Genomic DNA, 26,879 nt, shown 5'->3' with positions numbered 1-26,879 from the left:
TTCTTACGCGTTACTCACCCGTCCGCCACTGTCTCCTAAAAGACCGTTCGACTTGCATGTGTTAAGCATACCGCCAGCGTTCATCCTGAGCCAGGATCAAACTCTCCATTTTGGTTCGTCTGTTATAAGCTCTTTCAACCGTTTTTACAACCACGGTCAGGTTATTTTCTTTTTCTGACGCAGGGTACTTGTCGTATTCTGGCTTTCAAACTATAATATTTTCAAGGTTCGGTGTGCTGTTCGGCGTTGCCTCTTTTGGCTTCTCTGTTCGGCACTTATTTAATATATCGAACTTACTTTGCTTTGTCAACTACTTTTTCCATCTTTTTTTGAATTTATTTCTTATTTTGTCTACAATCCTTATGAGATAAGGTTTTTAGTCGTTAATTTTCCCAGGTTTCTCGCGCTGCATACCATACAATTATGTTTGTCGTGAGAATTGGAGTCTTAATTTGTAAGCCAGGTTAATGTCCAGTTTGCGACTTCACAGTTTCCAGACCAATTGTGCTGCTTGTTTAGCCTCCAATGGTATTAGATATAACTAATATATTGTCTTCATGGGGAGTATGATTAAAAATCAGATCAGGACAAGCGTTTACAATGATCTATTTGCCCGCGCACTTACCCTTCACTCTTTATGCCAGTTGCGTAAGTCCTGATCCTAATTCATCAGGTTTTCGCGGTTTAGAGGATAAAGCACCTTTTGAAGCGGAAGCTATTGGTTTGTGAAAGCAACTGCAAAAAGAACTTGTACCTAATGATAAAGTTTTTTATATCGTTCCCCAGTTTCATACAGTGCACACTAGTTCATTCCTGCTCCCCCTGTTCGCTAAAATTAAAAAAATTTGTACCTCACGAGCATGGGAACTGCTATTACGATAAAAGTTAATAAGCTCTGTTTTGTCCGACACAAGGCACAATAAAAATAAGTATAATTTATTTATTTATGATTTATTGTCTTAATCCCCATTGTTGCCAACCAGAAAACAATGATGATGTTAAGTTTTGTCAAACCTGTGGTACGAAGTTATTCCTGAAAGAACGCTACTGTGCTGTTAAACCCATTGGACAAGGTGGTTTTGGTAGAACTTTTGTCGCTATTGATGGGGATAAACCCTCAAAGCCGTTTTGTGTAATTAAACAATTTTTCCCTCAATCACAGAGTATAAATACGGTACAAAAAGCTATAGAGTTATTCGAGCAAGAAGCTGTACAGTTGGATGAATTGGGGCAACATTCCCAAATACCTGAACTTTTAGCCTATTGTTACCAAGATAACAGACAGTATTTAGTTCAGGAATTTATTGATGGACTGAATTTATACCAAGAATTAAAACAAAATGGGCCTTTAAACGAGGTACAGATTCGACAACTACTGAATGATTTGTTACTAGTATTACAATTTTGTCATAGTAAGCAGGTCATACATAGAGATATTAAACCAGAAAATATTATTCGTCGCCATAGCGATCGCAAATTAGTTATAGTTGATTTTGGGGCTGCAAAATCCGCCACGAAAACAGCCTTAAACAGCACGGGAACCAGTATAGGTAGTCCTGAGTATGTCGCCCCGGAACAAATGCGGGGAAAGGCAATTTTTGCCAGCGATATTTACAGTTTAGGAGTAACTTGTATTAATTTGTTAACAAAGCGATCGCCTTTTGATGTTTATGATACCCATAATGCCACTTGGGTCTGGGGACAATATCTGAAAACTCCTGTCAGTAAAGAATTGAGTCAGGTCATTGACAAAATGGTAGAAACTATCCCCAGTTATCGCTACCAAACAGTTAATGAAGTTCTCAAAGATTTGAATTTTCAACAATCATTTGTACCCCGGACACAAACAACTCCACCTATAGTTCAACCTCCGGTTATATTTAAAACTTCCACCCAAATTGAGAAAGAATTGCAAGAATTGAAAACTCAATTTACCAGTAGTAAACCTCAACCGCAAAATCCAATTGAACAAGAATTAGAAAAACTTAAAACTCAAGTGAATAGTGGCAAAAAAGTCCAAAGTGAAATAGATCAAGAATTAGCAGAATTAAAAGCCAAATTTCTTGGTAATGGGTAAATAAATCAATTATTTTTTTTAATTGTATTGGTATTTTCAGCAGATTGTTTACCTAATAATTCCACAGCTTTGGCAAATTGAGGATCTTCAGGAGTCGCTAATTTATCCCGTCCACCTAACCATAACTCTTGACGTTGGGCATCAGTCAATTCTACCTTCACATCTGGGTCAATACCATGTTTATTAATATCTTTTCCACTGGGAGTATGATATTTAGCGATAGTTACAGCCAAACCTGAACCAGATTTTAAAGGTTGCACTGATTGAACCAAACCCTTACCAAAAGTTTGATTTCCTACCAAAGTTGCCCGTTTATTATCTTGTAATGCTCCAGAAAGAATTTCACTAGCACTAGCCGAACCTTTATCTACCAATATTATCAAAGGTTTATCAGTTAAAGCCGAGTCGTTAGCCACTTGTTTATCTTGCGTGCCTTGGCGATTAATAGTAAAAACAATTGTGCCTTTATTCATCCACATCTGAGCAATTTCTATACTCGCATATAACAGCCCTCCAGGATTACCGCGCAAATCTAAAATATATCCAGAAACCTGTTTAGATTCTAAGTTCTTAATAGCGTTTTTCATTTCCTTACTGGCATTGGCACTGAATTGATTCAGGCGAATATAGCCAATATTACCAGATGGGGTTTTCTTTTCCGAAAAGCGGACAGGATGAATTTCAATTCGCTCCCGTTGAATATTAAATTGTTTTTTCTGATCATTCCGCAGAATTGTCAGCTTCACCTTAGTGCCTGATTCTCCACGAATTAGACTGACTGCATCATTAGTATCCATGCCTTTGGTGCTTTTGCCGTCAATTTCGAGAATGATATCTTTAGCTAAAATACCTGCTTTAAATGCTGGTGTATCTTCAATGGGAGCAATTACAACCAGTTGTTTAGTTTTTTCATCTTGACTGATAGTAATACCAATACCCGTAAGCTCTCCAGAGGTATCAACTTGCATATTCTTAAATTCCTCTGGGTCCATAAACCGGGTGTAAGGGTCTTCTAGCTTTTTCAGCATTTCCCGGACGGACTTATAAGCTGCCTTGTCATCAGTATAGGACTTGTTTAGATATTCTTTGCGTACAGCTTGCCAATCTACTTGATTAAAAGTGCCATCTACGTATCGGTAGTAAATAACCTGCCAAACTTCATCTATCAAATCCTTGTGACTGTCTTCAAATGAAGCCTTACCAATCGAGTGAATGCCGAGACCTGTGGCAGCGATTGTAGAAAGAGTTACCAGCGTAGCACTCAAAACCAGTTTACTTTTTGTAATTACCATAATGGCATCTGTGTCAAGAGAAAAAATATATATCAAGTATGCCCAATCTAACACAACGATTAGTAATTGGTAATTGGTAATTGGTAATTGGTACTTATTTACGTATACTACCAGACTGTTGAGCAATCATGTAAAATTAACCATCAGTTATCACTTACTAGTAATGATGAATCATCAATTACCAATTTTGGATGTATCCGTAGTTTTACCAATAAAAGACGAAGTAGAAAGTCTACCTTTATTACTAGAAGCAATTTCTACCACGCTCACAGCTAATCAATTGAATTATGAAATCATTTGTGTAGATGATGGTTCTAATGATGGTTCAGCGGAATTTCTCAAGGAACAAGCGCAAATCCGGACTGATTTAAAAGCGGTGATTTTACGACGTAACTATGGACAAACAGCGGCTATGTCTGCGGGCTTTGATTATGCTACGGCAAAAGTAATTGTAACTCTAGACGCTGATTTGCAAAATGACCCAGCGGATATTCCCCTTTTATTAGCAAAATTAGATGAAGGTTATGATTTAGTTAGTGGTTGGCGGCAAAATCGTCAAGATGGGGCAATAAATCGCTTACTTCCTTCTAAAATCGCTAATTGGTTAATTCGTGGTGCTACTAGCGTCTATATTCATGATTATGGTTGTTCTCTGAAAGCTTATCGGGCTGAATTAGTCGCAGATATGAATCTTTATGGAGAATTACACCGCTTTTTACCTGCTTTGGCATATATCGAAGGGGCGAGAATTACAGAAGTACCTGTGCGTCATCATGCGCGGCGGTTTGGACAAAGTAAATATGGTATATCGCGGACGTTTCGGGTATTGATGGATTTATTAACTATTCTGTTTATGAAAAAGTTCCTCACCCGTCCTATGCACGTATTCGGCTTATTAGGCTTAATTTCTATGGGTTTTGGGGGCGCAATAGGCATATATTTAACCTTCCTCAAGTTGGCTTTTCATGTAGATATTGGTAACCGTCCTTTGTTAATTTTAGCGGTTTTGTTGCTGCTCACAGGGGTTCAGTTATTTTGCTTTGGCCTTTTGGCAGAGTTACTAATGCGAACTTATCATGAATCTCAAGGACGACCAATCTATCGGGTGCGGGAAGTTGTGGCGAAAAATGTTAAGTAACGTAACAATGATAAAATAACTCTCTTACCATTATTACATCTGCCGTGAAAGCTTTTAATACTTCTGATGCTAAACTGCAGAAAAACCTGCTCATCTTATTTGCAGCAGGTTTATTTTTCTGGTCTGGTTTGTCTTCATTATTGCCAACTTTACCTTTGTACATTGAACATATTGGCGCTACTAAGCAAGAAATTGGCATTGTTATGGGTAGTTTTGCTGTTGGAATGTTATTATGTCGTCCTTCAATGGGTATTTTAGCAGATATTCGGGGTCGTAAAATAGTATTATTGATCGGAATGTCTGTAGCAGCGATCGCTCCTTTAGGATATTTATTTGTTAAATCAATCATTCCTCTTCTCTTAATTCGGGCTTTTCATGGCATTAGTATTGCTGCTTTTGCTACAGCTTACATCGCCTTAGTTAGTGATTTAGCACCAGAACACCGTCGTGGTGAAATTGTCGGTTATATGAGTTTGGTCAGTCCTTTAGGTGTGGGAATAGGTCCAGCTATTGGTGGATTTTTACAAGCAAGTATTGGTTATACTCCATTATTTCTCTCGTCTGCGGCTTTAAGTTTTTTGGGTTTATTATGTATCATTCCTATTGTCAATCCACCATTAGTTCCAAGACAAAATAATAGCAAAAATTATAACTTTTGGCAAATATTAATAAGTCCTCCTGTACGGATTCCTGCTATTGTTTTATTTTTGAGTGGTTTAACTTTAGGTAGTTTACATACTTTTATCTCTTTATTCATCAAATCTACAGGAATTGATTTAAATCCAGGTTTCTTTTTCTCTGTTGCTGCTGTTTCTAGTTTTAGTTGTAGATTATTTACTGGTAAAGCTTCAGATCAACATGGACGAGGTTTATTTATTACTCTGAGTTTAATAGCTTACACTCTTTCTATTATTTGCATTTGGCAAGCAAATAACTCTTTTATGTTTTTATTAGGAGCATTAATGGAAGGTGCTGCTACTGGTACACTCATTCCTATGATTTCTGTATTAATGACAGATAGAGCTTTACCTTATGAAAGAGGTAGAATATTTAGTGTTTCCCTAATGGGATTTGATATTGGTTTAGCATTAGCTGGTCCTATTTTTGGTACATTTGCTGAAATCCTTAGTTATCGCAGTATATTTGGTTTGACTACAGGTTTTACTGTCTTAGCTATGATTATCTTCCTAACCCAATCTAGTCGTAATGTTCTAGAATCTGTACGTTTTGCTTTGGGTCGCACAGAAGATATTTATGCCGTAAAATAATTATTTATGATGTAAAGTTTTATTTGTGCTGAATACAATTTTACTTGCACTTGATAGAGTCTTATTAGCACTGGGTACAATCTTATCTACAGTCAATGTAATTTAAATTGTATCTTAATGCAATCTAATTTGCACTTAGTACAATCTTATCCGCATTTAGTACAATTTTATTTGTACTCAATACAGTTTTATTTGCACTTAGCACAATTTTAACTACATCTTAATACTAATTTATTTGTACTCAGTAGAATTTTATTTCTCTTCCGCCAATTCTTGAGTACAATGAATAAAAGAATCAGAAAGAAAAACTTTACAACGCAGATGAAGTAATGGATGTAAAAGTATAAATCCATAAACTTATAGTAAGAGAGGACTAAGTAACAGCGAGAGTGATAGACGAATATTACCTAGAGTATACAAATCTGTTTCAAGAAGTAAAAAACTATGAATATTTCAAAGATTTACATTTAGGAAAAATTTCACCAATCAAAAGAAAATCATTGCTAAAAGTAGCAAAAGGGGTGAGTATAAAGTCTGGACAATCATTACATAATTTTATTACTAACTTAAATGGGTCAGTAAATAAATGAAAAAGCCGAAGATTAGATAAAATTAAGAAACAAAACTTTGAAGAATTTCTTCTATTTTGTTTAGTTAATTTATCTCTGGTTAGAAATCTTCCTCAATTTGATTTATTGCTTAGGTTCAACCATTCTGGAAGAAATAATTTATTAATTAAAGGTTTTAACTCCTAGATTCTCTGAATCTGGTTTTGATACTTGCTAATTCTCAAGTTTCTTAGGACTTTAAAAATAAATTATCCCAATTTTCTGAAAATATATCTAATTAGGTTGACAATTTACACTATTGTCAAGAATTATCATAGTTAATTCAGCTAATCGTCAGTGAGGAAAATATGCACACAGTTGTTCTCGTTTTGATTGAGGTGTTGATTGTTATTGGACTATCCCGACTTGTGGGACTGGGATTCAAAGCAATTAAACAACCATTGGTTATTGGTGAGATCTTCGCTGGTATCATGCTTGGTCCATCATTATTTGGTTTAATTGCTCCCGGATTAGCACATAGCCTGTTTCCAGCAGAAACAATGCCTTATTTGAATGTTTTATCACAAATTGGGCTAATATTTTTCATGTTTCTGATTGGGTTAGAATTAAATCCCAAATATCTGAGTGGTAACTTAAAAACTGCCATTCTGATTTCTAATCTCAGTATTATTGTTCCCTTTGCTTCTGCATTTGGATTATCTTTTGTACTTTATCCTTTGGTTTCTAATAACCATGTAAATTTTGCCCCTTTTGCCTTGTTTTTAGGGGCGGCCATGTCAATTACTGCCTTTCCCGTATTGGCGAGAATTATCACCGAAAATAATTTACAGGGAACTCGTTTAGGGACATTAGCCTTAACTTGTGCTGCAGTAGATGATGTGACAGCTTGGTGTATTTTAGCAGTAGCGATCGCTGTTGCTCGTCATGGTAGTATTGATCAACAAGCTATTCTCACTATTATTGAAAGCGTTGTTTATATTGGCTTCATGTTCACAATTGGGCGGTGGTTTCTCAAAAGTTTGAGTAAACATCATCATCGGGCTGGGCGTTTGAGTCAATTGGTGCTGGCTATAATTTATATGGGAGTTGTTGCTTCGGCCTTAATCACTGAATTTATTGGCATTCACCTGATTTTTGGGGCATTCCTCTTAGGTGCGGTCATGCCCAAAGATGAGGAATTAGTTAGAGAATTAGCTATCAAAACTGAAGATTTTGTCCTCATTTTTCTATTACCAATATTCTTTGCCTACAGTGGGTTAAAAACACAAATTGGTTTACTCAATAGTCCTAATTTATGGTTATTGTCTGCTTTGATTTTATTAGTAGCAATTGGCGGTAAGTATACTGGCACTTATGTAGCGGCCAGGTTAAGCGGTATTGACAAACGCGAAGCATCAGCCCTAGGTTGGTTGATGAATACTCGCGGTTTAACCGAGTTAATTGTCTTGAATATTGGTTTAGAGTTGGGCGTAATTACACCCTTGCTTTTTACCATGTTAGTAATTATGGCTTTGGTGACAACATTCATGACTTCACCATTACTGGAATGGACCTATCCAAAACGCTTGATAAGATTAGATATAGTTGAGTCAGAAGCAGAAATCCCAATAGAAGCTCTACCAGAAGCTTACATTGCCCAATATCGAATTTTAGTTCCCGTAGCTAATCCCGCTGCCCAAAAAGGTTTGTTACAATTAGCTACAGCGATCGCCGTCAACAACCGACAACCCGCTGTAGTTTATCCCCTCAGTTTCATTGAACTAGAAGAAGACTACGGCTTTGAGAGCAGCCCCAATGAAGCTGACAGACTTATTGCTGAACGTTGTCAAAAACTAGAAGAATTAATCGCTACCCTAGAACCACCAGAAATACGCTCCTATATCCATCCTATAGTTCGCATATCTAGTAATGTTGCCAGAGAAACAGCACAGATAGCCAAAATTGAACAACCAGATTTAGTTCTCCTTGGTTGGCATCGTCCAGCTTTTAGTAGCAATCGCTTAGGGGGAAGAGTTGGACAAATTCTCGGAACTACACCCGTAGATGTGGCTGTATTTGTGGATAAGGGAGGCAACGCTATTGAAAGTTTATTAGTTCCTTACTCCGCTAATATTCATGACGATTTAGCATTAATTATCGCTTTGAGGATGCTCATTAACCGTGATACTTGTATGTTACAAGTCTTACAGGTATTCACAGCCAATCATACCCAAGATGAATTAAGTTATGAACTAAACGCCATGATTGAGCAGTTACCAAAGAGTGTGCGCGATCGCATTGAAATCAAAAGTGTCACATCCCCAGAACCAATGCGAACCGTAGTTACAGCCTCGGAAAACGTTGATTTAACTATTGTTGGTACTAGTCGTCTCTGGGGAATAGAACGTCAAACTCTGGGAAGATATACAGATCAACTTGCTATCCAATGTCGTTCTTCACTACTTATTACCCGTCGTTATAGTCAAGTTACCTCACATCTTACCGCTCTCCTCCCAGCAACTAATACTCAGGAAATTCATCATTAACTTTTCTAACAGTCTAAAAGTTATCCATTGTAGCCTTGTGAAAAATCAACTCTAAGTACAATACTCAACCCCGGCTATTCCACAAAATTAGAGTTGTTACTATCTAGTTTACCTGACATTGATCTTGACAGACCATTGATACACTCGAGTAAAAATACTCAGTCGATTTTATGTAGAACTTAGATGTTTTTTGTTTGCATTCATGTTATAAATATAGAGACCGGGGTTGTAAAATTTTTTTCCTTACTTAGTTTAAGTTTAAACTTAACTAAAATGGTATACCTCAATTAATACAACACAATACTGCCGGAACTAACTTTTAGGAGTGAGTTAAGGCCATGGTTTCAATTTATGCTCTCTAGACCCTGTTTGCAAAGATAGGGAATTGTAGGTTTTTAGCTTTGCTGTAAATATTTTGGAGGAATATATCTTGAATATCAGGTATAATTTTACCATGCCGCCAAGGATTTGGGCCCGTGGTATCTACTGGAGATTATTGCTAACCCTACCAAGTTTATTACTGGCCGGGGTCATGTCAGTTAATTCTGCATTCGCAGCAGACGAGATCATGGCTGACAATCAAGTATTAGACAAAACCACATTAAATACAGATGAAACTGCAAAGGTGATCTTTTTACCCACCAGTCAGCAGGTAATCCCAGTCCCGGAATTAAACCAGAAGGTTATTTCTGAACAACAAATTGAATCTATTACTCACCAACAACAACCACAAATAACTGCCCAGGCAAAATCTGTGGAAACAGATGATACATCAATTGATACTGATAAAATCCGTCGAGATTTATTAATAGAGCCGGTTTATACACTCACTCCCAAACAGCAATCCTATAGTCCGGGACTGAATTTTGCTGGTCCTAGTGCCTTTGGAGCTAACATGGGCGATGGGTTTGTGGTAGGATCAGGAGCTTTTGGTGGTAATAGAGAGACGGGTCTGGATGGTAGTATCACTACAGGTTTTGGTCTAGGAGATGCTAGGAAACTAGCTGGGGTTGAACTCGGCTGGACTATTGGTAGTATCAACAACTTTAACGCCAATGGAACTTTTGATATCAAAGTCCACCGCATTGTCTACAACCAAGGAACTAATCAAGTTGGTGTGGCTGCTGGTTGGAACACCTTTGCTCAATACGGAGATGAAGCTATTAGACCTTCTAGCGCCTATGGGGTAGCAACAGCTTATTCTTTATTAAAGCCTCAAGATCCCATTAATCAAATGCCTATCTCCTTCTCGCTGGGTGCTGGAGGCGGTGATTTTAGGCAAGGTAACGCCAGTACTGGAATATTTACAGGTGTGGGTGTACAGGTTCATCCCCAAGTTGGTGTCGGTCTAGGTTGGAGTGGAGTTGGTTTAAATATTGGAGCATCCTACGTTCCTGTCCCCACCATGCCACTAACAATTACAACCCAAGTAGCGGATATCACAGATAATAGTCAGGGTGGTACGGTATTCGTTTTCAGCATGGGTTATGGTTTCAATTTCCAACCGAAATAGGGCTAACGGAAAAAGTTGTTGGTGAGAATCTGAACGCACAGGAAACTGTTTTAGTTATCTAATGGATTAATCCTGATTAACTGTGTGGTGTCGTTATACATTCTCAGTTTCCCATATCTGATAGGGAAAAATGAGTGATTTGGGATGTTTGTATAGGGTCAATTTGGCATCTTTACTAGAGTTATCCCCCAGTATGGACAAGGGAGAATCAGTCAAGATCACTATAACTCTTATCAGGTAAGTGTTATAAAATAGATACCAAATGGATTCTATACCAAAACCTGAAGTATCAAAAAATCTTGAAGTCCTCCTTTGTCTTCATTTCTAATTTTATTGAGCAAACCTCAAGTAAGCACTTCAACTTTCATATTTGGTAGAAAATCATCATGTTAAAAACCAGCAGTCTCTTTTTGGCTCTGAGCCTTAGTCCTTTAATATTGTTTAGTTTCCAGCCAGTAAACCAAGCTCAAGTTTCTAGCCCCAGTAAGGGTAATGCTGGAGGTATGAGTGGAGGAGTTAATCCATATCCATCTCCATCTCCTCAACCTACTACCCTACCAACATTTAGGCCTACTACCCTACCAACATTTAGGCCTACTGCCAGTCCAGGTCCCAGTAAAGGTAATGCTGGGGGTACTAGTGGAGGAGTTAATCCAACACCTCAACCTACTACCAGTCCAGGTCCCAGTAAAGGTAATGCTGGGGGTACTAGTGGAAATCCTAATCAACAAGTCCCACGAATTAACATTAACTTCACTCCAATCAGTAAATCACCTAATATTACTACCACAACAGCAGCTGATGGAAGTGTAACCCTGGGAATTACACCTGTGTCCCAAAATTCTCTAAATCAAGCTTTTAGGGGTTTAGTTACCGAGCTTGCAAGCCCTGGTGGTAACGGAACTATTAGTAACTTGATCAGCGGTGGTTCAAATGCACAATCTATAGTTACTGAACTTACTAACACCTTTGCCACCATAGGGGTTTCTCCACAATTATCGAGAGGACTTTTAGAATCCCTCGCTAATCTTTTAAGTCCTGTTAATAGTTCTATCAAACGAAGTTATCGCACAGCAAAATTACCCGAAAATGAGTTATTAACTAATACTAAAGCTCTAAGGGCAAGTTTGACCATAGCTCAAGTGAATGCCACAGCATCTGTAGACATAAATAAACTCAGCATTGCTATTACTGGGTATAACAATATTGTCAACGAAAGTAGTCCGAAAGTCCTGCTAGGACTCTCACAAAATCAAGACTTTGTAGAAATTGGTAGAGTTTTGAAAAAATTAAGAGCAGCTATTGATTAACTTTTAGCTCAATTGAACCATTCAATTACCGAGACTGAAACTACTTTTATTATTCAACTCAACAGATCCTTACTTAGAGGATCTGTTGGGTAGATGAATAATTATTACTAATTGAGAAAAACTTGATTATAATTAGTTTTCATAATAACTGATAATTATTTATATCAAACTTAGGTATAATTTATATCGACATAATCCAACGTCAATTTTTATAATAGTCCGTAGTCCGTGCTAAACATTGCAATTTCAAAGAATCAAATTATGAAAATTGGGACTAATCAAATTCTTCCATTTATGGGGGTGAGTTTATTTAGCTTGATTGCTTTCACCCCTAGCATCAGTATTGCTCAACTATCAGCACAATTGAATAGTTGGAAATTTAACCCCAAAACCCAGCAATTAGAAATTAATCTTTCCAATACCACAACACCTGAATATTTTTACTTAATGCAACCACCACGTTTAGTTCTCGATTTACCTAATACCAAATTAGGTAAAGTCCTTACTCAAAAAGAATTTTCCGGTGCAGTTCAGAGAATTCGCATTTCCCAACTTAACGCCAATATTACCAGAATAGTTCTCGACCTAGCAACAGGAACTCAGCTAGAACTCAAACAAATACAACTTCAACCTCTTTCCCGACAAAAACCCACTCGCTGGGTATTAAATCCTCATATTACCTTTTCTGCCGCCAAAAGTCTCTTAACTACACCCTCTACCACCCTACCACCATCTATAAATCTCACAACTAACTCCCAACAACCCTTAATCACAGTTCCACCTCTAAATTCTCAAAACCCTGCGCCAATTATCAATTCCCCGCTTCCTCCTGCTATGTTGTCCACACCTTTAGAAAACAAAAATAGTTTCCCCAATATTCCCATTATTGAATTTGGTCAACCTCTACCCAATAATTTATAAAATTTGTAAAAATAGAAATCAGCAGTTTCAATTTTTAGATATGAGTAATACGAGTAATTTTCGTGAAGCTTTCCGTGAAGCTGGAACTCATGGAATCGTTGGACCAAATGTCATCGCTAACGCTCTCCCCTACGTGGGTGGTGGATTGGTACTAACTGCCCTGGGTACTTATGGTGGTTTAGGTATTATCCGCACTAATCCTGAACTCTTTTTCCCCACTTTCTTTGGAGCGGTAATTCTCGAATTAATTTTGTTCTTCGTTGCCCAAAATGTAGCATCAAAAGGTAATAAGGCTCTAGCATTACCTTTATTAGGTATTTACAGTCTATTATCTGGGTATACCCTGAGTGGCTTAGTCTTTGTGGCTTTGAAAACCCAAGGAGTAGGTATTCAAGGTATTGGTATTGCTGCTCTTAGTTGTGGCGTTACCTTCATTGCTGCGCGGAAAATTGGTTCTAACCTTTCGGAAGCAGACGGCATGGCGTTGACAAAAACTATTAGTTTGGGCATTATTGCTTTATTGGTGGTTTGTCTTCTGCAATTTGTCTTTGCCTTATTTGGCGTTTATACACCCAGTTGGTTAGAAATCGGTATCTCTGGTTTGGGTGTATTTCTCTTCGCGGGAGCTTCAGTAGTTGATTTCTACATCTTGCCTCGCACTTACCGCAATAATGAGTATTTACCGGCAGCTTTGTCAATGTATCTCACCTACATTAACTTATTTGTTTTTATCTTACGTTTGCTCATTGCCATTAATGGTCGTGACTAAGTATATGTAGGTGGAGAAAACTTAAACTTGTCAGGAAAAGGAAAAAGGGAAAGAAAAAGTTTTAAACTTCCTCTTCTTCCTTTTCCTCCTGACTCCTATATTTAAAATCTTTCTGTATCTTGGGGAGTTCCCACAGCCCCTGGTTGAGATAAAAAGAAATTTTGAGCCGATTCATTTTGATAAATACATCTAATATCTGGCTTTTCACTATTTAAGTCACCCGTAAAGCCAAAGGTATTGAGACGGTTTTTACATTCTCTTACCTGATCTGATGTTACAAGTTTTTTGTTTTCTAAAATTGCCCAGTTATTTTGACGAATTACACAGCCAGGGCGGATATTCGGCTGGGCAACATAGACATTAAAGGGATTAAGAGTTACAAATAATCTAGCATCCATTACCATTGCACTAGCTCCATACTGGACGCAAATTTCAGGATTTGGTGCTCTGGTATCAATGAACTCACGGGAAGCCACATTTGATGAACTCAATGTAGTTGTAGAACTAAACGCAATCCCAATTCCAATTCCCAAAATCAGCACCCCTCCAAAAATGGCAATGCTGGCGAAGTTAAAGATAGGGGATTGGAAAATAGAGGCTTTAGGGGTATTAGTTGGTTTAGTAGTGGAAGATTTACGTCTCATTTTCGCTTTCTTACCTTCATGCCAAGAGTGGTTTTTTAATTTCTCTCTTATTCAGTATGCCGAGTCTTGAGGATAATTATCCGCCATTTTTAGTTTTCAAGACAATCTAAAATAAAAAAAAGCCCGCATTAGCGGACTTCATTGATTTCCATAATTTACCGATTACTTGACATTTTGATTATTTGAGGTGTAATAAACCTTACTACCTGTATCGGGAACAAAATGACAACCAATAGCAGAATTCCATAAGGACTTCCAAATTGGTTCTTTTGATTCGTGGAAATACTCACCCATTATCGGTTTAATTGCCTTAGTTGCTTTTAACAAATTGTAATGAGGCATATTCAAGAAAATGTGGTGAGCAACATGAGTACCGATATCATGATGAATGTGGTTAAAAATTCCATAATCTCGGTCAATGCTAGAAATTGCCCCTTTGAGGAAACTCCATTCTTCTCCACGATACCAAGGAAGTCCCGGTTCAGTGTGGTGCAAGAAAGTCACCAAATCTAACCAAATAATAAAGACAATATATGGTCCAGCATAGTATTTTAACAACCACATCCAACCGCACTGATAGGTAAAAAATCCTAGCAATCCTACCATACCTATCCACAGTGTGGTACTAGTTATAATGTCCCATTTTTCTGAAGCTTTAAACAGTGGGCTACTGGGTGAAAAGTGAGAACCTTCTTTACCAGGAGAACGCTTGAATAAATACACTGGATAAGCCAATAAGAACAAATAAAAGCGCCCGATTTTTTGCGCTACGGGCATCTCATTGTACTCAGATTCAGAGACAGGATACCAGCTTTCATCATTTTCCAAGCTGCCTGTATTTTTGTGGTGAGTTCTGTGGCTAATTCTCCAACCATGATAAGGAACGAGAATAAAAGTATGGGTAATATGACCAATTAAATCATTCAACCATTTATGCTTAGAAAAAGATTGGTGTCCGCAGTCGTGGCCAACTACAAATAAAGCCCAAAACATTGTTCCTTGCATGACCCAGAAAACTGGCCAAAAGTACCAAGAATCTAGATAATTGGCCACTGCATACAGCAGTCCCACAATCAGAACGTCACGAAAGAAATAATAGAGTGATTTCGTTACACTGGGTTGAAAACATTCAGCGGGAATAGCAGCTTTTAAATCTTGAAGAGTAAACGGTAATTTTTCTTGACCTTCAGAAGATTCACCACTAGGGGCTTGATTGAAATGAATTGTATCTAATTGCACTGGGTTGGTTGATTAAGTTAAAAACTAATTGTGAGGTAATATTTAGTTACCTCTGGAATTTAGACTGGGGGATATTGGCAATTTAACTAAACATTGTCAAATTTGGTTAATTGCCAAACTAGAATAATTAGTAATTTAATTCCTGATTATTTAGCCGCCCGATATGCTTCAAAAGTAGTATAACCAATATCAGTTTTATAAAGTTGACATTGATTAGTAATTTCCTTCATCAAATCCCAAGAGAATTTATATTCATCATGGAGATAAGGACCCCAATTCTCTTTGATGCTACTATAAGCCAACCGCAAATTATAGGAAGGAATAGCAGTGGAAATATGATGGGGAACATGAACATTAATATCATGACAAAGGATTTCCACCCAGCGAGGATAATCACAATGAATCGTGCCAAATAGCTGTGCTAAAGCTTCATTCCATTTATCAGCAGTTCTAAAAGGAACATCTGGCAAAGTGTGGTGAACAATGGTGAAGGTACTCATCCAGAAATGGTAAACTATCCAGGGAATAAACCAGAATTTAATAAAGCCCCAAACACCAGTTGTAATAATTAAAGCTGGGAAAACAATAGCTGCAAAAGCAACTACTACGGCCACAGATAGTTTAACACCAGCTTGTTCTTTTTTCTGGAAATTGCGCCAATCAAAATGCACAACAGCCCAATGTCCAATCGAACCTACCCACCAAAGACGTTGACGCATGAACAACTCAAAGGCGGACTGTCTATTTTTAGACCAACTTGCAAAAACTTCTGTTCTAATAGGATGCCAAGCGTTATCTTCATCTAGCTTGTTAGTATGTTTATGGTGATGATTATGTTTAATCCGCCAACTATGAAACGGGTAAATTAAGAACATCATGAAGAAATGTCCCACCAAATCATTTACCCAACGACGTTTTGCAAATGAACGATGACCACAATCATGGCCAATGACAAAAAAACCTGTTAAAGCAGTTCCTGTAAAAATCCAAGCTAGGGGTAGGAGAAACCAAGGGGAAATGGCTATAAAATAATAGCCTAGTGCGGCCATAGATAAACTGAGAATTACAGTTGTCCATGCTTTGCGGCTATTTTTTTGAAAGCATTCCTTGGGCAGACTTTTGATAATATGTTTTAGTTGGAATTGGTCTTTACCTAGGTCTGTGGAGACCGCTACTTCCTGACTTTTGATGATCGATGTAGTCATGAATACCTGAAAAACAACAGACAGCAATGCAAGGTTACTAAAAAAAGTAATTTCCTGCAAAGTTTTGTAACATTAATTTCTGAGATTATAGCAAGTTAACAACAACTTAGGATAGTTAGTCAGCAATTAAAAAAAATAAATTTTAAATTGCTGCATTTACAGACAAAAAGTCAATAGTTTCCAGCCAAAGATTCAGCATCAAACTATTGACTTTAGGCATATAATCTGTATTATGCCTTTTTCTCTGCCAGTTTCACATTGGTAGCTAGACCTAATAATTGTAATAACTGAATTGTCATCCAAGTCATATCAATTTCCCACCACTCCAAACCATGACGGGCAGAGTATTGGAAAGCATGATGATTATTATGCCAACCTTCCCCAAATACGAGAATAGCAACCCACCAACAATTAGTTGATCTGTCACCGGAATCATAAGTGCGGTATCCGAATTTATGGGTAGCACTATTTACCAACCAAGTACAGTGATAAACCCAGATAATGCGGACAAAAATTCCCCAGACGACCATTGGCCAACCGCCGAAGAAGTATAAAACCAAGCCCAAAGCAATTTGTAAGAAAATGAAATTTTTCTGTAAAAACTGATAAACTGGGTCATCAATAATGTCTTTAGTAAAGCGAGGAACTTGATCGTGAGCGGGAGCGAAATGAATCATCCAACCCATGTGACTCCACCAGAAACCTTGATTTGAATCATGGGGGTCAGATTCAGTATCAGAATGCAAGTGGTGAATCCGATGTGTCCCCACCCATTCAATTGGACCGCCCTCACAAGATAGTGTCCCAAAAATTACCAAGATATACTCTAGCCATTTGGGTGTTTGAAAACTACGGTGAGTGACAAGACGGTGATATCCCAAAGTAATACCTAAACCTCCAGTCACCCAGTAAAGCAATAAAGCAACACCTACTGCCCTCCAGCTAAAATTGCTAGGAATCAAGGCAAAGAGAGCGCCGACGTGCAATGCAACGAAAAATAGGGTATTAACCCAGTTAATGTGAGGTTTAGAAGTAGCAATTGTCATGCAGTAACCTGAATAGAAATTGTTCAGCCCAGTCTGCGCGATCCTAAAATCCGCATATCTATTTTATGTTTTTGAATGAGGAAATGATGAACAGCTTTGAGAGGCTGCGGGAAGCAGAGCAGACACTATTAGAAATTTTTTCTGGAATTGACGCGCAGGTCAAGCATAATCTTAAACGAGTATTAGATGCCTTTCGTCATCAGCGAGTAGGCGCGCACCATTTTGCAGGTGTAAGTGGCTACGGACACGACGATCTGGGGCGAGAAACCTTAGATCAAGTTTTTGCCCAGGTGATGGGTGCTGAAGCTGCGGTGGTGCGAGTGCAGTTTGTTTCGGGAACTCATGCGATCGCTTGTGCGCTGTATGGTGTACTTCGTCCTGGGGATGAAATGTTAGCAGTAGTCGGTTCTCCCTACGATACTTTAGAAGAGGTGATTGGCTTGAGAGGACAAGGCCAAGGTTCTCTTCTTGATTTTGGCATAAAATACCGCCAATTGGAATTAACTGATCAAGGAAAAATAGATTGGCAAAAATTAAGCACTAGCATTACTGACAACACAAGATTAGTATTGATTCAACGTTCCTGCGGATACTCATGGCGGCCAAGCCTTTCCATAGCCGACATAGAAAAAATTGTGTATATAGTCAAACAACAAAATTCGCACACCGTTTGTTTTGTAGATAACTGCTATGGTGAATTCATAGAAACCAAAGAACCAACCCATGTTGGTGCGGACCTCATAGCTGGGTCACTGATTAAAAATCCTGGGGGTACAGTTGTCAGTGCAGGTGGTTATATAGCTGGCCGCGCCGACCTAGTAGAAGCAGCCGCTTGTAGACTGACAGCCCCCGGTATTGGTAGCAAAGGCGGAGCGACCTTTGATCAAAACCGCTTGTTATTCCAAGGATTATTTTTAGCCCCGCAAATGGTAGGGGAAGCCATGAAAGGAACATACCTGACAGGTTATGTATTTGACAAATTGGGATATCCAGTCAACCCCCCACCATTAGCTCCCAGAGGAGACGTAATTCAAGCCATTAAACTCGGTTCAGCCGAAAAACTAATCGCCTTCTGTAAAGCCATACAGCAGCATTCGCCCATAGGATCTTATCTAAACCCCATACCCGACGATATGCCAGGCTACGAAAGCCAGGTAGTCATGGCTGGAGGGACATTTATCGAAGGGAGTACCTTAGAACTATCGGCAGATGGACCATTGCGTGAGCCTTATGTGGTTTATTGCCAAGGGGGTACACATTGGACTCATGTATCTATTGCTTTACAAGCGGCTATTGAGGCTGTGGGGGAGATATAATGTAAGATTTAGTTCACGCAGAGACGCTCCAGGCACAGAGAGTATGATTGAGAATGAGATTTCGGGAGTTATTGTTGATGTGGCTTACAAGGTTCACACTAGTTTGGGACCTGGTTTGTTTGAGTCGGTTTATGAGACGGTGATGGATGTTGAGTTAAGGCGACGCAAGTTAGAAGTGAAAAGACAGGTAATTATTCCGATTATCTATGAAGGTGTGGTTTTGGAGGAGGGTTTCCGGGCTGATTTGATAGTTGAAGACAAGGTGATTGTCGAACTCAAATCAGTGGAAACAATTCATCCTGTTCACAAAAAGCAGATATTAACCTATCTACGCCTTGCTAATAAAAAAGTCGGACTACTAATCAACTTTAACGTCCCACTGATCAAAGACGGTATCACACGAGTAGTCAACGGCCTCTGAAAACTCTCTGTGTCTCTGCGCCTCTGCGTGAGCCATCATTCCGGTAACTTATACTGCTCCACTATCCGCTTCGCAAACTCCGGTACATGAGCTTCTAATTTCTCTCCATGATTCCGCTTCACATACAAATAATTTCTCGCAAAGTGGGAATCTATGGAAAATCTCGCATATTCTAGTCCTTTTGGTCCAATTTTATCTATAACTACTCCCATTAATTTCGCTGCCCACATGGGTAATGTAACTGCTTGGTCGTAAGCTGGTATGCTTTGCTGTACTGCTGGTTTTCGGTTTCCTTGGGATATGACGGGTTGGGTATCCAATTGGTTTTTAACTAGTTCTAACATTTCTTTGCCTGTATCATTTCTGACTACTATCCATTGCCATTTATAAGGTGCACCCATATATCCGACAACGATATCAGCGAGGGAGTTGACATAATCAAAGCAACTCATACATGATGGGGCGAAGATGTCTTTGAGGACGTTGGTTTTTAAGCCGAAGAAGGGGACTGTTTCTTCTGAACCGTCTTCGTGTTTGAAGTGAACCCGGAAGTCTTGCATAAATTCATAACTGACAACTGTTTGCGGGGAACGGCTGGTGGTTTCTAGGAATTTTTGCAGTCCAGCGCGGGTAACGTTATCTACGCAGGGTGTTCCCAGTACATAGAGTTTTTCCAGGCCGAGTTTTTTCTCGACGGCGCGTAATGCTTGGATTTGACAACCTACTCCAATGACTAATAACCGTTTCATTCCCGATTTTTCTATCTGTTCTAATACGGACAAGTTGGGGGATAAAGTGGGTTTATTAACTTTAGCGGCTAGTATTTCTTCTGGAGTGCGGGCTATTATGGGCATGGGTTGAAAGCGGTCTTCTTTGCTATTTTGTACACAAACTACGCCTTCAACTAAGCCACGATTGAGCATTTCTATGGCTATACTGCTTACTATTCCTGTCCATTGTGCGCCTTCAATGGGTTGTTGTTTTCTGGCGGACATCATTTCTTGGTGTACACCAAAGTAGAGTTCGTTTTCGTCTTCTAGGTTGCGGGGGCGGTTATGGGTGGTGGTTTCTAGTTCGTCTATTCTTTGGGTAATGAAGGCGCAAGCTTCTTTGACGTAGTGGATGTAGTAGGTGTCGCATAGTCCGCATTCGCTACAGAGTTCTTTGGCGGGGCGCACGCTTCCGGGTTTGAGGGCTTTGGCTTTTTTGTGGGATTCTATGGATGTCATCTATTTTGTTTATTTTTACTAAATATGGCTTTTATTACCTTACCGTTTGGGGATGTTAAGTTGGCGGTTTAAGGTGAATAAGAGTTTTGTTTCACGCATAGATGCTTCCGGCGTAAAGAAGAGGGCGGAGTGTAGCGAAGCCATAACCCAACAAAGCAGGAAATGGACAAGTTATTGTTATGTTTAATGATTTGGAATCTAGACTGTCCTATGTCTCTTTTGACCGAGTTACGACCCTGGCGTAAAGAAATTAATTTTATCTTCTAAGACAGCCTCCTAAATTTTATAATTTTGGGAGGTTCTGTCATATAAATGAATTTAACTCTTCTGATATAAATATTATAATTTGCCTAGGACTTACAAATTTTATCTTTGAGGCGATAACGTCTTATATTCAACTATCAACACCCTCTTTTCCCTTCAAATTATATTTGAGAAAGTGCGGATAGTTGCCGACTTGATTTTATTTTGGATCTCTAAATATTGCAAAAATTGATTTAAAACCAATTTTTCTTCAGCAGCTTGTTACTAACAATGACCACAAACATTAATAAGCCAAACTGAATTGGCCAAGGTGCTAACACTAAACTTACAATAAAAATGACGGCTGTAAAAACACCTGCAATATTAGTGATTTCATCATCATGTTTTTTGAAGAGATAGCCAGTCATTACACCTGTAACTAATGTGATCAAGAAAAATAAGGGCATTTCTACTAATCTCCAAATTACTAAAGACTATTAATACCAGTAGGTTTAAATCACCTGCGGGAATTTTATTTATAATATACTTAAGTAAGGCAAAATGGCAACAAATTTATGGAAAAACTTTGATGTGGCTATTTCTAAATAATGCCATTATTTGCTGCATTCAACTAACACTATCTATTCGTGCTGGAATCAATTTAACACTTTCGATTTACTCACCCAATATTTAATATTTTACCGAAATACAACTTAACCCCCACCAGATAAAAAACGCGCCGGACTTTCTTGCAGTCAGGTCAACAATTGCCCTGATTATGCGTTATCGTCAAAAACGAACAGATGAAATGAATTAGGTATATGCAGGATTTAATTCCTTTTTCCTGTGGAATAACTAGTATTATTCATCATACCAAATTTCCTCCTTCACCCTCACAGGTAATTTCGCTAAATCAGGCAACTCCACCGCTTCCACATCTGTTATTTTATCTTTAATATTAATAGGTATATTCACTGTTTGACGTTCTTCTATCCAGCAACTAGCCACAGGTAAGGTTTCCTCCAACTCATCCAAAGGCCGAGGAATCACCATAACTGCATTTAACTCACCAATGCGCTCCGCTTCAAACATTCCTGCTTCTACAGCTACAGCTACATTAGCCACCGAACCGCGAATAATTGCCGTACACAAACCAGCACCAATTTTCTCATAAGATGCTAATTGGACATCAGCAGCTTTAAGCATAGCATCACAAGCCCCAACCATAGCCGGAAATCCGCGAGTTTCCACCAACCCAATCGCTTGATTACTCAAACGGCTGTATCTACCATCTCCCATAAATCGAGTCAGACGGTTAATAGGTAGAATTATATCTAAATTAGGATAGGGACGCGCAATCACCAAACTAGAAACTAACTGTCCGAACTGTTCAGCCGTTTGTACCCCAGCTTCCACAGCCAAGCGGACATCAGCAATGCCACCTCGGACAATTGCTGTACAATGACCACTACCAATTTTTTCATAGCCAACTAAGTGGACTCCAGCCGACTTTAACATCATGTCAGCCGTGCCAACTATAGCGGGAAAACTGAGAGTTGAGACTAAACCTAAAGCAGTGTCTTTGAGGCTATCACGCCGACGTTCTGCATGAACATTACTCAAAGCACTTTGATTATATGTTTCCATCTAAATTTTCCAGGATAAGGTTCGTATAGCGTTTTCAATCACAGAAGAATGAAAACTAGCATTTCAATATGGACTTAAGTTCACACTTCATACTTAACACTTAACCTGAAGAATTGTCAGAGTTTTCGTTATCCAATGATTGTCTATGGGGAAATAATGTACTCAGCAGCCTGTTTATACTACCTTGTCCATAAATTTGCGTCCCAAAAATATTGTGAGTTTGCAGTTCAGACTCACTGGTTTCTGTAGACTCTGGGAGCGAAGTTTCAACGGGGGTCGAATCACCAACCACAGCCGTTTCTGACTCTGGTGGAGACTGGCTTTTGGGTGTAGGTGAAGGTTGGGATACAGGCGTAGATTGGTGTTTAAACTCCAGAAAAGCCGCAACGGAGAGTTGAGTTGAGGAAATAGATTTTTCCCCTTTTTCTGGTTTCTCCCCTTGAAAATCAGGAGATTCTAGGTTTTTGGCTGATTCCGCTGGGTTCTCTGGTTGAGAATTAGTCGATTTTGGTTGAACCGCCGGCGGTTCAACAATCTGCCGACTAGTATCTCCCAAAATTGCCCCAGGGGGAATCACTTGACCGGGCGCTACGGAACAGTTAAAAACTGTTGTGGCTGAACCAATACAAGCATTAGCCCCAATTTTGCCTTCACCAACCATCAAAAAACCGGCTCCCAGGTTTGCTCCTGCTTCTACTTCTAGAATACCCTCACTTACTTGGAGAATTGACCCCATTCCCAGACATACCCCAGCACCAATCACAATTGTACTGTTAGTAGCTGCTTGGAGAATTACCCCAGGAGCTATTACTGCACTGGGATGAATAATCACGTTACCATGAATATGAGCATCAAATCTATCGCCCAGACGTAGCAGCGATACAGACATGGAATTTATTACCTCGGAAGCCGGAAGTGGTCAGTGGTTAGTTGTCAGTGGTTAGAAAGAAGAAGGAAAAAAATGTTCTCCCCTACTCTCTGCTCCCTGCCTCTTTATGGACGTTGGATAATTGCTTCTAGTACGCGGCGTTTTGCTTTGGGGTCTGTTCCAACTAAACGCACATACTCGCCTGGATATTCAGAGACATATCCTTCTAAAGCAGCGATCGCTTCTCTATCAGATGTAGCCTGAATTTGACCCGCAACTGTCCAAGTTCCTGTACGGAAACGGCGTTGATCTACGTGCTCAACCGCAATTTTTGCCCCACTGGACAATAGTTGGCGCAATTGACCGACTACTTCCGCAGTTAAACGGCCGCTGCTAACTGTTGCAGTTGCAGAACTAGTAGTGGTAAATGACTTGGTGTTGCCAGAAGATGCTACTTGTCCGTTTGGTCTTTGGATAATTGCTTCCAATACACGGCGTTTTGCTTTGGTATCAATCCCAATCAAGCGTACATATTCCCCTCGATGAGTTTCTATACACTCTTCTAAAGCAGATACAACTGCCTGTGCCGAATTAGATTCAATTGGTTGACAAGTATTCCAAGAACCTGTACGGAAACGGCGCTCATCTACGTGTTCTGTCCCAATTTTGAAACCACCTGCCAAAAGTTGCCGGATTTGATCTACAGTTTCCGCGCTCAGTTTGGCACTACCAACAGCATTACCGTTACCATTGCTACTGTAACTGCCAGTAGACGCAGTGGCGGGAGCTTTAAAACCAGATGTACCTGCAACTACACCGTCGGGACGTTGGACAATAGTTTCTAATACTCGTCTTCTGTTATTATCAATACCAAATAGGCGCACATATTCGCCACTGTGGTCTCTCAAGCAAGATTCTATGGCAGAAACTGCTTCACCTAAAGACCGAGTTTCAATTGCTTGACAACTTTGCCAAGAACCTGTACGAAAACGTCTTTGATCTACGTGTTCTGTACCAATTTTAAATCCTTGTTCTAGTAGATAACGTAATTGGTCTACTGTTTCTGTACCCAAGCTATAGCTCACCACGTCGCCACTCCTTTCTAACTCTTCAATTTCAATACTTGTATAAGATTCAGCACCGGAAAGATTAAGTTCATCCCGAATAGGCGCAATACACTTGCTATCCGCAGCACAGTGATAACCAGCCCGCAAGGCCTGATTAATCCCTACTACATGGTGAGCAAATTCTTGATCCTGCGCTTGTACATCTGGCAATCTATCCGCTTGCTGCTGGGTAGTAATTACTGATCCAGAAGCTACGTATTTGCCCGGTGGGATTTCCACATCTTGAATTAAGGCGTGCATCATCACTATGCAGCCTGCACCCACTCTGGCATTAAATACGGTGGAACGAAAGCCAATAAAACAACTATCGCCAACGTAAGCAGGTCCATGAATCAGTGCCATGTGGGTAATGGAAGCACGTTTGCCAACCCATACTGAGTATTTTTTACCATCATCACCAATGACTCGGCCTTGCTCCAAACCATGAATGACTACACCATCTTGAATGTTGGTATTTTCACCAACAGAAAAGGGTGTGCCTTCATCTGCTCTAATCGATGTTCCTGGAGCAATAATGACATTTGCACCTATATTGACATCACCAATGAGGTTACAAGAAGAGTGTACAAATGCAGTTTCATGGATTTTTGGTTCTGCTAAACTCCTTGACCACGGGGTTGGCGGTGCCGCCGTGCTGCGGACTACCATTGCGAGATTCCTCCTCAAATAAGCTTTTTGTCAGTGGTCAGTGGTCATTGGTCATTGGTCATTGGTCATTGGTCATTGGTCATTGGTCATTGGTCATTGGTTATTGGTCATTGGTCATTGGTCATTGCTCATTGGTCATTGGTCAGTTTTCACCCATCACCCATTACCTATTACCTATTACCTATTACCCATTACCTATTACCCATTACCTATTACCCATTACCTATTACCCATTACCTATTACCCATCACCTCTTCACTGACTATCTATACTGGTCTTTTTTGCTGTAAATTACACGATCTTCAACGTAAATGGTGTCTATAATTGCCACTACTGCTGCGTCTAATGGTCGTTGTTCATTACCCGATAATTCACGAGCAGCACTGCCACGACTGACAAGCACCCACTCATCCACTCCTGCCCCTACACTGTTATCGGCTGCTACCTCGTATACTGGCAGGAGGTTGCCATTTTCATCTATTAATTGCAACATTAGTAGCTTCACACCCCGTAGACTGGGATCTTTTTGGGTGCTAGTTACTGTGCCACGAACTCTGGCAATTTGCATTATTAATTATGGTCTTCTACCAAAGGGACGAATTGCGTTTACACCTTCCCGGAATTGTTCTACATCTTCGGTATAACGAATGGGGAGAACATATTCTAAGTTTTCGTGAGGACGGGCAATGATGTGGGTAGATAGCACTTGTCCACCGTTAACACGCTTAACTGATTCTACTCCAGCACCGACGGAAGCTTGCACTTCGGAAACGTCACCACGCACAATCACTGTTACGCGACCACTACCGATTTTTTCATAGCCTACCAAAGTAACACGAGCAGCTTTCACCATGGCATCAGCCGCTTCTACTACTGCGGGAAAGCCTAGAGTCTCTACCATTCCTACTGCAATTGACATTTGTTCTTGTCCTTAAATTAAATTTTTTACTCGTACCAGATTTAAACTCATTTAAACTTATTTAAACCCAAGAAAACATCTCCATTAATGTTTTCGTTTAAACAGTAATTAGAAGACTTAAGTGCGGAACTGTTCTACTGCTTCTGTATAACGAATCGGCAAAACGTATTCTAGGTTTTCGTGGGGACGAGCAATGATGTGGGTAGATACTACTTCACCACCGTTGACTCTTTTGGCGGCTTCAACGCCAGCGGCCACTGAAGCTTGCACTTCAGAAACATCTCCCCTAACAATAACTGTAACGCGAGCGCTACCAATTTTTTCATATCCCACTAAAGTCACCCGGGCTGCTTTCACCATGGCATCAGCAGCTTCTACTACTGCGGGAAAGCCTTTAGTCTCAATCATTCCAACTGCAATTGGCATCGCAGAACTCCTCAAAAATTAATCGAATCAGAACTATGGATGGAAATTTTGGACGGGGATGCTCATCCTGATTCCAAAATACCGCCACATTTAAGCTTATTAAACCTTGGCATCCCTGGCAACATAAATTACTATAATAGTTCGTGATAAAATATATTAAAAAAAGTTAACAAAAGTTCATAGGGTCTTTTATAAGATTAAATTTCACTGATCCCTAGAGTGACAACTTATGCTTTATAATTTCTTTATCACTTTGAAAATTACTATAGTTCATAGCTCAAGCTGATTCTTTGATGAGGAGGATCGGTGGATGCTATATATGGGACAGACGGGCTACTGGTTATATCTTTCCCATGGTTCACCATTGCCATAAACAGTAGGTAAAAATTTGCAAATTTTACCAGCATACCTAAAAAACAAATTTAAAAAAAGCAGAAAAATAAAAAATGTTATTTAACAATAATAGAATATCTAAAATGTTAAATTATATTTAATGGCTCGACAATAGGCTAATCTACA

At 39.4% G+C, this 26,879-nt stretch carries 25 protein-coding genes and 1 rRNA gene; 12 read left to right on the top strand and 14 right to left on the bottom strand.

Features of this window, described 5'->3' with window-relative positions:
* A 16S ribosomal RNA gene (locus tag H6G44_RS04965) occupies positions 1-112 on the bottom strand; the annotation flags it as partial.
* Positions 113-600: 488 nt separating this feature from the next.
* Between H6G44_RS04965 and H6G44_RS20485 the strand changes: the two genes are divergently transcribed.
* Both H6G44_RS20485 and H6G44_RS04960 read left to right on the top strand, forming a co-directional pair.
* Positions 601-729 carry a hypothetical protein gene (locus H6G44_RS20485; protein ID WP_276513833.1) on the top strand — a complete coding sequence of 43 codons (129 nt, stop codon included), beginning with the start codon at positions 601-603 and terminating at the stop codon, positions 727-729.
* Between the two features lie 217 nt (positions 730-946).
* Positions 947-2,077 (top strand): serine/threonine-protein kinase, encoded by a 1,131-nt coding sequence (locus tag H6G44_RS04960; protein WP_190385754.1) that lies wholly within the window; start codon positions 947-949, stop codon positions 2,075-2,077.
* Between the two features lie 5 nt (positions 2,078-2,082).
* Here the strand turns inward: H6G44_RS04960 and ctpC are convergent, their stop codons facing one another.
* On the bottom strand, positions 2,083-3,369 hold the full coding sequence (gene ctpC, locus H6G44_RS04955) for a carboxyl-terminal processing protease CtpC (RefSeq protein ID WP_190385755.1): 1,287 nt from the start codon (positions 3,367-3,369) through the stop codon (positions 2,083-2,085).
* Positions 3,370-3,532: 163 nt separating this feature from the next.
* Here ctpC and H6G44_RS04950 point away from each other — a divergent pair, with 163 nt between their 5' ends.
* From H6G44_RS04950 to H6G44_RS04920, 7 genes are all read left to right on the top strand, one after another.
* Positions 3,533-4,507 carry a glycosyltransferase family 2 protein gene (locus tag H6G44_RS04950; protein WP_190385756.1) on the top strand — a complete coding sequence of 325 codons (975 nt, stop codon included), beginning with the start codon at positions 3,533-3,535 and terminating at the stop codon, positions 4,505-4,507.
* A 44-nt stretch (positions 4,508-4,551) separates the two neighbouring features.
* A complete protein-coding gene (locus tag H6G44_RS04945; protein WP_190385757.1) occupies positions 4,552-5,775 on the top strand; it encodes an MFS transporter in 1,224 nt (407 codons plus the stop codon).
* Positions 5,776-6,691: 916 nt separating this feature from the next.
* Complete coding sequence (locus H6G44_RS04940) at positions 6,692-8,869, top strand: cation:proton antiporter (RefSeq protein WP_190385758.1); 2,178 nt, start codon at positions 6,692-6,694, stop codon at positions 8,867-8,869.
* 454 nt (positions 8,870-9,323) lie between these two features.
* On the top strand, positions 9,324-10,382 hold the full coding sequence (locus H6G44_RS04935) for a hypothetical protein (RefSeq protein WP_190385759.1): 1,059 nt from the start codon (positions 9,324-9,326) through the stop codon (positions 10,380-10,382).
* Positions 10,383-10,768: 386 nt separating this feature from the next.
* Positions 10,769-11,692, top strand: a complete 924-nt coding sequence (locus H6G44_RS04930; protein ID WP_190385760.1) for a hypothetical protein — start codon at positions 10,769-10,771, stop codon at positions 11,690-11,692.
* 261 nt (positions 11,693-11,953) lie between these two features.
* The gene (locus tag H6G44_RS04925) at positions 11,954-12,613 is read left to right on the top strand and encodes an AMIN domain-containing protein (protein WP_199291739.1); all 660 of its coding nucleotides are present in this window, start codon (positions 11,954-11,956) and stop codon (positions 12,611-12,613) included.
* 40 nt (positions 12,614-12,653) lie between these two features.
* On the top strand, positions 12,654-13,382 hold the full coding sequence (locus tag H6G44_RS04920; RefSeq protein WP_190385761.1) for a Bax inhibitor-1/YccA family protein: 729 nt from the start codon (positions 12,654-12,656) through the stop codon (positions 13,380-13,382).
* 101 nt (positions 13,383-13,483) lie between these two features.
* On the opposite strand, the gene H6G44_RS04915 is transcribed toward H6G44_RS04920, so the two are convergent.
* From H6G44_RS04915 to H6G44_RS04900, 4 genes are all read right to left on the bottom strand, one after another.
* Positions 13,484-14,026, bottom strand: a complete 543-nt coding sequence (locus H6G44_RS04915; RefSeq protein ID WP_190385762.1) for a DUF3172 domain-containing protein — start codon at positions 14,024-14,026, stop codon at positions 13,484-13,486.
* Between the two features lie 162 nt (positions 14,027-14,188).
* Entirely contained in the window at positions 14,189-15,265 is a 1,077-nt protein-coding gene (locus H6G44_RS04910) for a fatty acid desaturase (protein WP_190385763.1), read from the bottom strand.
* A gap of 146 nt (positions 15,266-15,411) precedes the next feature.
* A complete protein-coding gene (locus tag H6G44_RS04905) occupies positions 15,412-16,470 on the bottom strand; it encodes a fatty acid desaturase (protein ID WP_190385764.1) in 1,059 nt (352 codons plus the stop codon).
* Positions 16,471-16,700: 230 nt separating this feature from the next.
* On the bottom strand, positions 16,701-17,516 hold the full coding sequence (locus H6G44_RS04900; protein ID WP_190385765.1) for an acyl-CoA desaturase: 816 nt from the start codon (positions 17,514-17,516) through the stop codon (positions 16,701-16,703).
* An 86-nt stretch (positions 17,517-17,602) separates the two neighbouring features.
* Here H6G44_RS04900 and H6G44_RS04895 point away from each other — a divergent pair, with 86 nt between their 5' ends.
* Together H6G44_RS04895 and H6G44_RS04890 are read left to right on the top strand one after the other, a co-directional pair.
* Positions 17,603-18,832 (top strand): methionine gamma-lyase family protein, encoded by a 1,230-nt coding sequence (locus H6G44_RS04895; RefSeq protein ID WP_190385839.1) that lies wholly within the window; start codon positions 17,603-17,605, stop codon positions 18,830-18,832.
* Positions 18,833-18,875: 43 nt separating this feature from the next.
* Complete coding sequence (locus H6G44_RS04890) at positions 18,876-19,253, top strand: GxxExxY protein (RefSeq protein ID WP_190385766.1); 378 nt, start codon at positions 18,876-18,878, stop codon at positions 19,251-19,253.
* Positions 19,254-19,288: 35 nt separating this feature from the next.
* Here the strand turns inward: H6G44_RS04890 and H6G44_RS04885 are convergent, their stop codons facing one another.
* The 5 genes from H6G44_RS04885 to H6G44_RS04865 all read right to left on the bottom strand — a co-directional run bounded on the left by H6G44_RS04885 (position 19,289) and on the right by H6G44_RS04865 (position 25,015).
* The gene (locus tag H6G44_RS04885; protein WP_190385767.1) at positions 19,289-20,482 is read right to left on the bottom strand and encodes a Coenzyme F420 hydrogenase/dehydrogenase, beta subunit C-terminal domain; all 1,194 of its coding nucleotides are present in this window, start codon (positions 20,480-20,482) and stop codon (positions 19,289-19,291) included.
* A gap of 497 nt (positions 20,483-20,979) precedes the next feature.
* Complete coding sequence (locus H6G44_RS04880) at positions 20,980-21,192, bottom strand: hypothetical protein (protein WP_190385768.1); 213 nt, start codon at positions 21,190-21,192, stop codon at positions 20,980-20,982.
* A gap of 394 nt (positions 21,193-21,586) precedes the next feature.
* A complete protein-coding gene (locus H6G44_RS04875) occupies positions 21,587-22,372 on the bottom strand; it encodes a BMC domain-containing protein (RefSeq protein ID WP_190385769.1) in 786 nt (261 codons plus the stop codon).
* A 100-nt stretch (positions 22,373-22,472) separates the two neighbouring features.
* Positions 22,473-23,261 carry a transferase gene (locus H6G44_RS04870; RefSeq protein WP_190385770.1) on the bottom strand — a complete coding sequence of 263 codons (789 nt, stop codon included), beginning with the start codon at positions 23,259-23,261 and terminating at the stop codon, positions 22,473-22,475.
* Between the two features lie 104 nt (positions 23,262-23,365).
* Positions 23,366-25,015 carry a ribulose bisphosphate carboxylase small subunit gene (locus tag H6G44_RS04865; RefSeq protein ID WP_190385771.1) on the bottom strand — a complete coding sequence of 550 codons (1,650 nt, stop codon included), beginning with the start codon at positions 25,013-25,015 and terminating at the stop codon, positions 23,366-23,368.
* Between the two features lie 40 nt (positions 25,016-25,055).
* Here H6G44_RS04865 and H6G44_RS04860 point away from each other — a divergent pair, with 40 nt between their 5' ends.
* Complete coding sequence (locus H6G44_RS04860) at positions 25,056-25,277, top strand: hypothetical protein (protein ID WP_190385772.1); 222 nt, start codon at positions 25,056-25,058, stop codon at positions 25,275-25,277.
* On the opposite strand, the gene H6G44_RS04855 is transcribed toward H6G44_RS04860, so the two are convergent.
* The 3 genes from H6G44_RS04855 to H6G44_RS04845 all read right to left on the bottom strand — a co-directional run bounded on the left by H6G44_RS04855 (position 25,278) and on the right by H6G44_RS04845 (position 26,360).
* Positions 25,278-25,583, bottom strand: coding sequence for a EutN/CcmL family microcompartment protein (locus tag H6G44_RS04855; protein ID WP_190385773.1), 306 nt, complete (start codon positions 25,581-25,583; stop codon positions 25,278-25,280). It lies immediately after the preceding gene.
* 6 nt (positions 25,584-25,589) lie between these two features.
* Positions 25,590-25,934: a carbon dioxide-concentrating mechanism protein CcmK gene (locus H6G44_RS04850; protein ID WP_168496664.1), complete on the bottom strand. Its 345-nt coding sequence runs from the start codon at positions 25,932-25,934 to the stop codon at positions 25,590-25,592.
* A 117-nt stretch (positions 25,935-26,051) separates the two neighbouring features.
* Positions 26,052-26,360 (bottom strand): carbon dioxide-concentrating mechanism protein CcmK, encoded by a 309-nt coding sequence (locus H6G44_RS04845; RefSeq protein ID WP_190385774.1) that lies wholly within the window; start codon positions 26,358-26,360, stop codon positions 26,052-26,054.
* Between the last annotated feature and the right edge of the window lie 519 nt (positions 26,361-26,879).

The organism is Aphanizomenon flos-aquae FACHB-1287, from assembly GCF_014698755.1.
Classification (GTDB): domain Bacteria; phylum Cyanobacteriota; class Cyanobacteriia; order Cyanobacteriales; family Nostocaceae; genus Dolichospermum; species Dolichospermum flosaquae.
Note: the sequence above shows the minus strand (reverse complement) of the source record. Positions and strands in the feature narration are given on the sequence as shown.

Bases quoted from the DNA above. Each gene is read 5' to 3' on its own strand.
- H6G44_RS04895 (WP_190385839.1), top strand. From the start codon at position 17,603: ATGAACAGCTTTGAGAGGCTGCGGGAAGCAGAGCAGACACTATTAGAA.
- H6G44_RS04920 (WP_190385761.1), top strand. From the start codon at position 12,654: ATGAGTAATACGAGTAATTTTCGTGAAGCTTTCCGTGAAGCTGGAACT.
- H6G44_RS04875 (WP_190385769.1), bottom strand. From the start codon at position 22,372: ATGGAAACATATAATCAAAGTGCTTTGAGTAATGTTCATGCAGAACGT.
- H6G44_RS04950 (WP_190385756.1), top strand. From the start codon at position 3,533: ATGATGAATCATCAATTACCAATTTTGGATGTATCCGTAGTTTTACCA.
- H6G44_RS04865 (WP_190385771.1), bottom strand. From the start codon at position 25,015: ATGGTAGTCCGCAGCACGGCGGCACCGCCAACCCCGTGGTCAAGGAGT.
- H6G44_RS04935 (WP_190385759.1), top strand. From the start codon at position 9,324: ATGCCGCCAAGGATTTGGGCCCGTGGTATCTACTGGAGATTATTGCTA.
- ctpC (WP_190385755.1), bottom strand. From the start codon at position 3,369: ATGGTAATTACAAAAAGTAAACTGGTTTTGAGTGCTACGCTGGTAACT.
- H6G44_RS04885 (WP_190385767.1), bottom strand. From the start codon at position 20,482: ATGACATCCATAGAATCCCACAAAAAAGCCAAAGCCCTCAAACCCGGA.
- H6G44_RS04905 (WP_190385764.1), bottom strand. From the start codon at position 16,470: ATGACTACATCGATCATCAAAAGTCAGGAAGTAGCGGTCTCCACAGAC.
- H6G44_RS04850 (WP_168496664.1), bottom strand. From the start codon at position 25,934: ATGTCAATTGCAGTAGGAATGGTAGAGACTCTAGGCTTTCCCGCAGTA.
- H6G44_RS04870 (WP_190385770.1), bottom strand. From the start codon at position 23,261: ATGTCTGTATCGCTGCTACGTCTGGGCGATAGATTTGATGCTCATATT.
- H6G44_RS04960 (WP_190385754.1), top strand. From the start codon at position 947: ATGATTTATTGTCTTAATCCCCATTGTTGCCAACCAGAAAACAATGAT.
- H6G44_RS04845 (WP_190385774.1), bottom strand. From the start codon at position 26,360: ATGCCAATTGCAGTTGGAATGATTGAGACTAAAGGCTTTCCCGCAGTA.
- H6G44_RS04930 (WP_190385760.1), top strand. From the start codon at position 10,769: ATGTTAAAAACCAGCAGTCTCTTTTTGGCTCTGAGCCTTAGTCCTTTA.
- H6G44_RS04915 (WP_190385762.1), bottom strand. From the start codon at position 14,026: ATGAGACGTAAATCTTCCACTACTAAACCAACTAATACCCCTAAAGCC.
- H6G44_RS20485 (WP_276513833.1), top strand. From the start codon at position 601: ATGATCTATTTGCCCGCGCACTTACCCTTCACTCTTTATGCCAGTTGC.
- H6G44_RS04855 (WP_190385773.1), bottom strand. From the start codon at position 25,583: ATGCAAATTGCCAGAGTTCGTGGCACAGTAACTAGCACCCAAAAAGAT.
- H6G44_RS04900 (WP_190385765.1), bottom strand. From the start codon at position 17,516: ATGACAATTGCTACTTCTAAACCTCACATTAACTGGGTTAATACCCTA.
- H6G44_RS04880 (WP_190385768.1), bottom strand. From the start codon at position 21,192: ATGCCCTTATTTTTCTTGATCACATTAGTTACAGGTGTAATGACTGGC.
- H6G44_RS04890 (WP_190385766.1), top strand. From the start codon at position 18,876: ATGATTGAGAATGAGATTTCGGGAGTTATTGTTGATGTGGCTTACAAG.
- H6G44_RS04925 (WP_199291739.1), top strand. From the start codon at position 11,954: ATGAAAATTGGGACTAATCAAATTCTTCCATTTATGGGGGTGAGTTTA.
- H6G44_RS04940 (WP_190385758.1), top strand. From the start codon at position 6,692: ATGCACACAGTTGTTCTCGTTTTGATTGAGGTGTTGATTGTTATTGGA.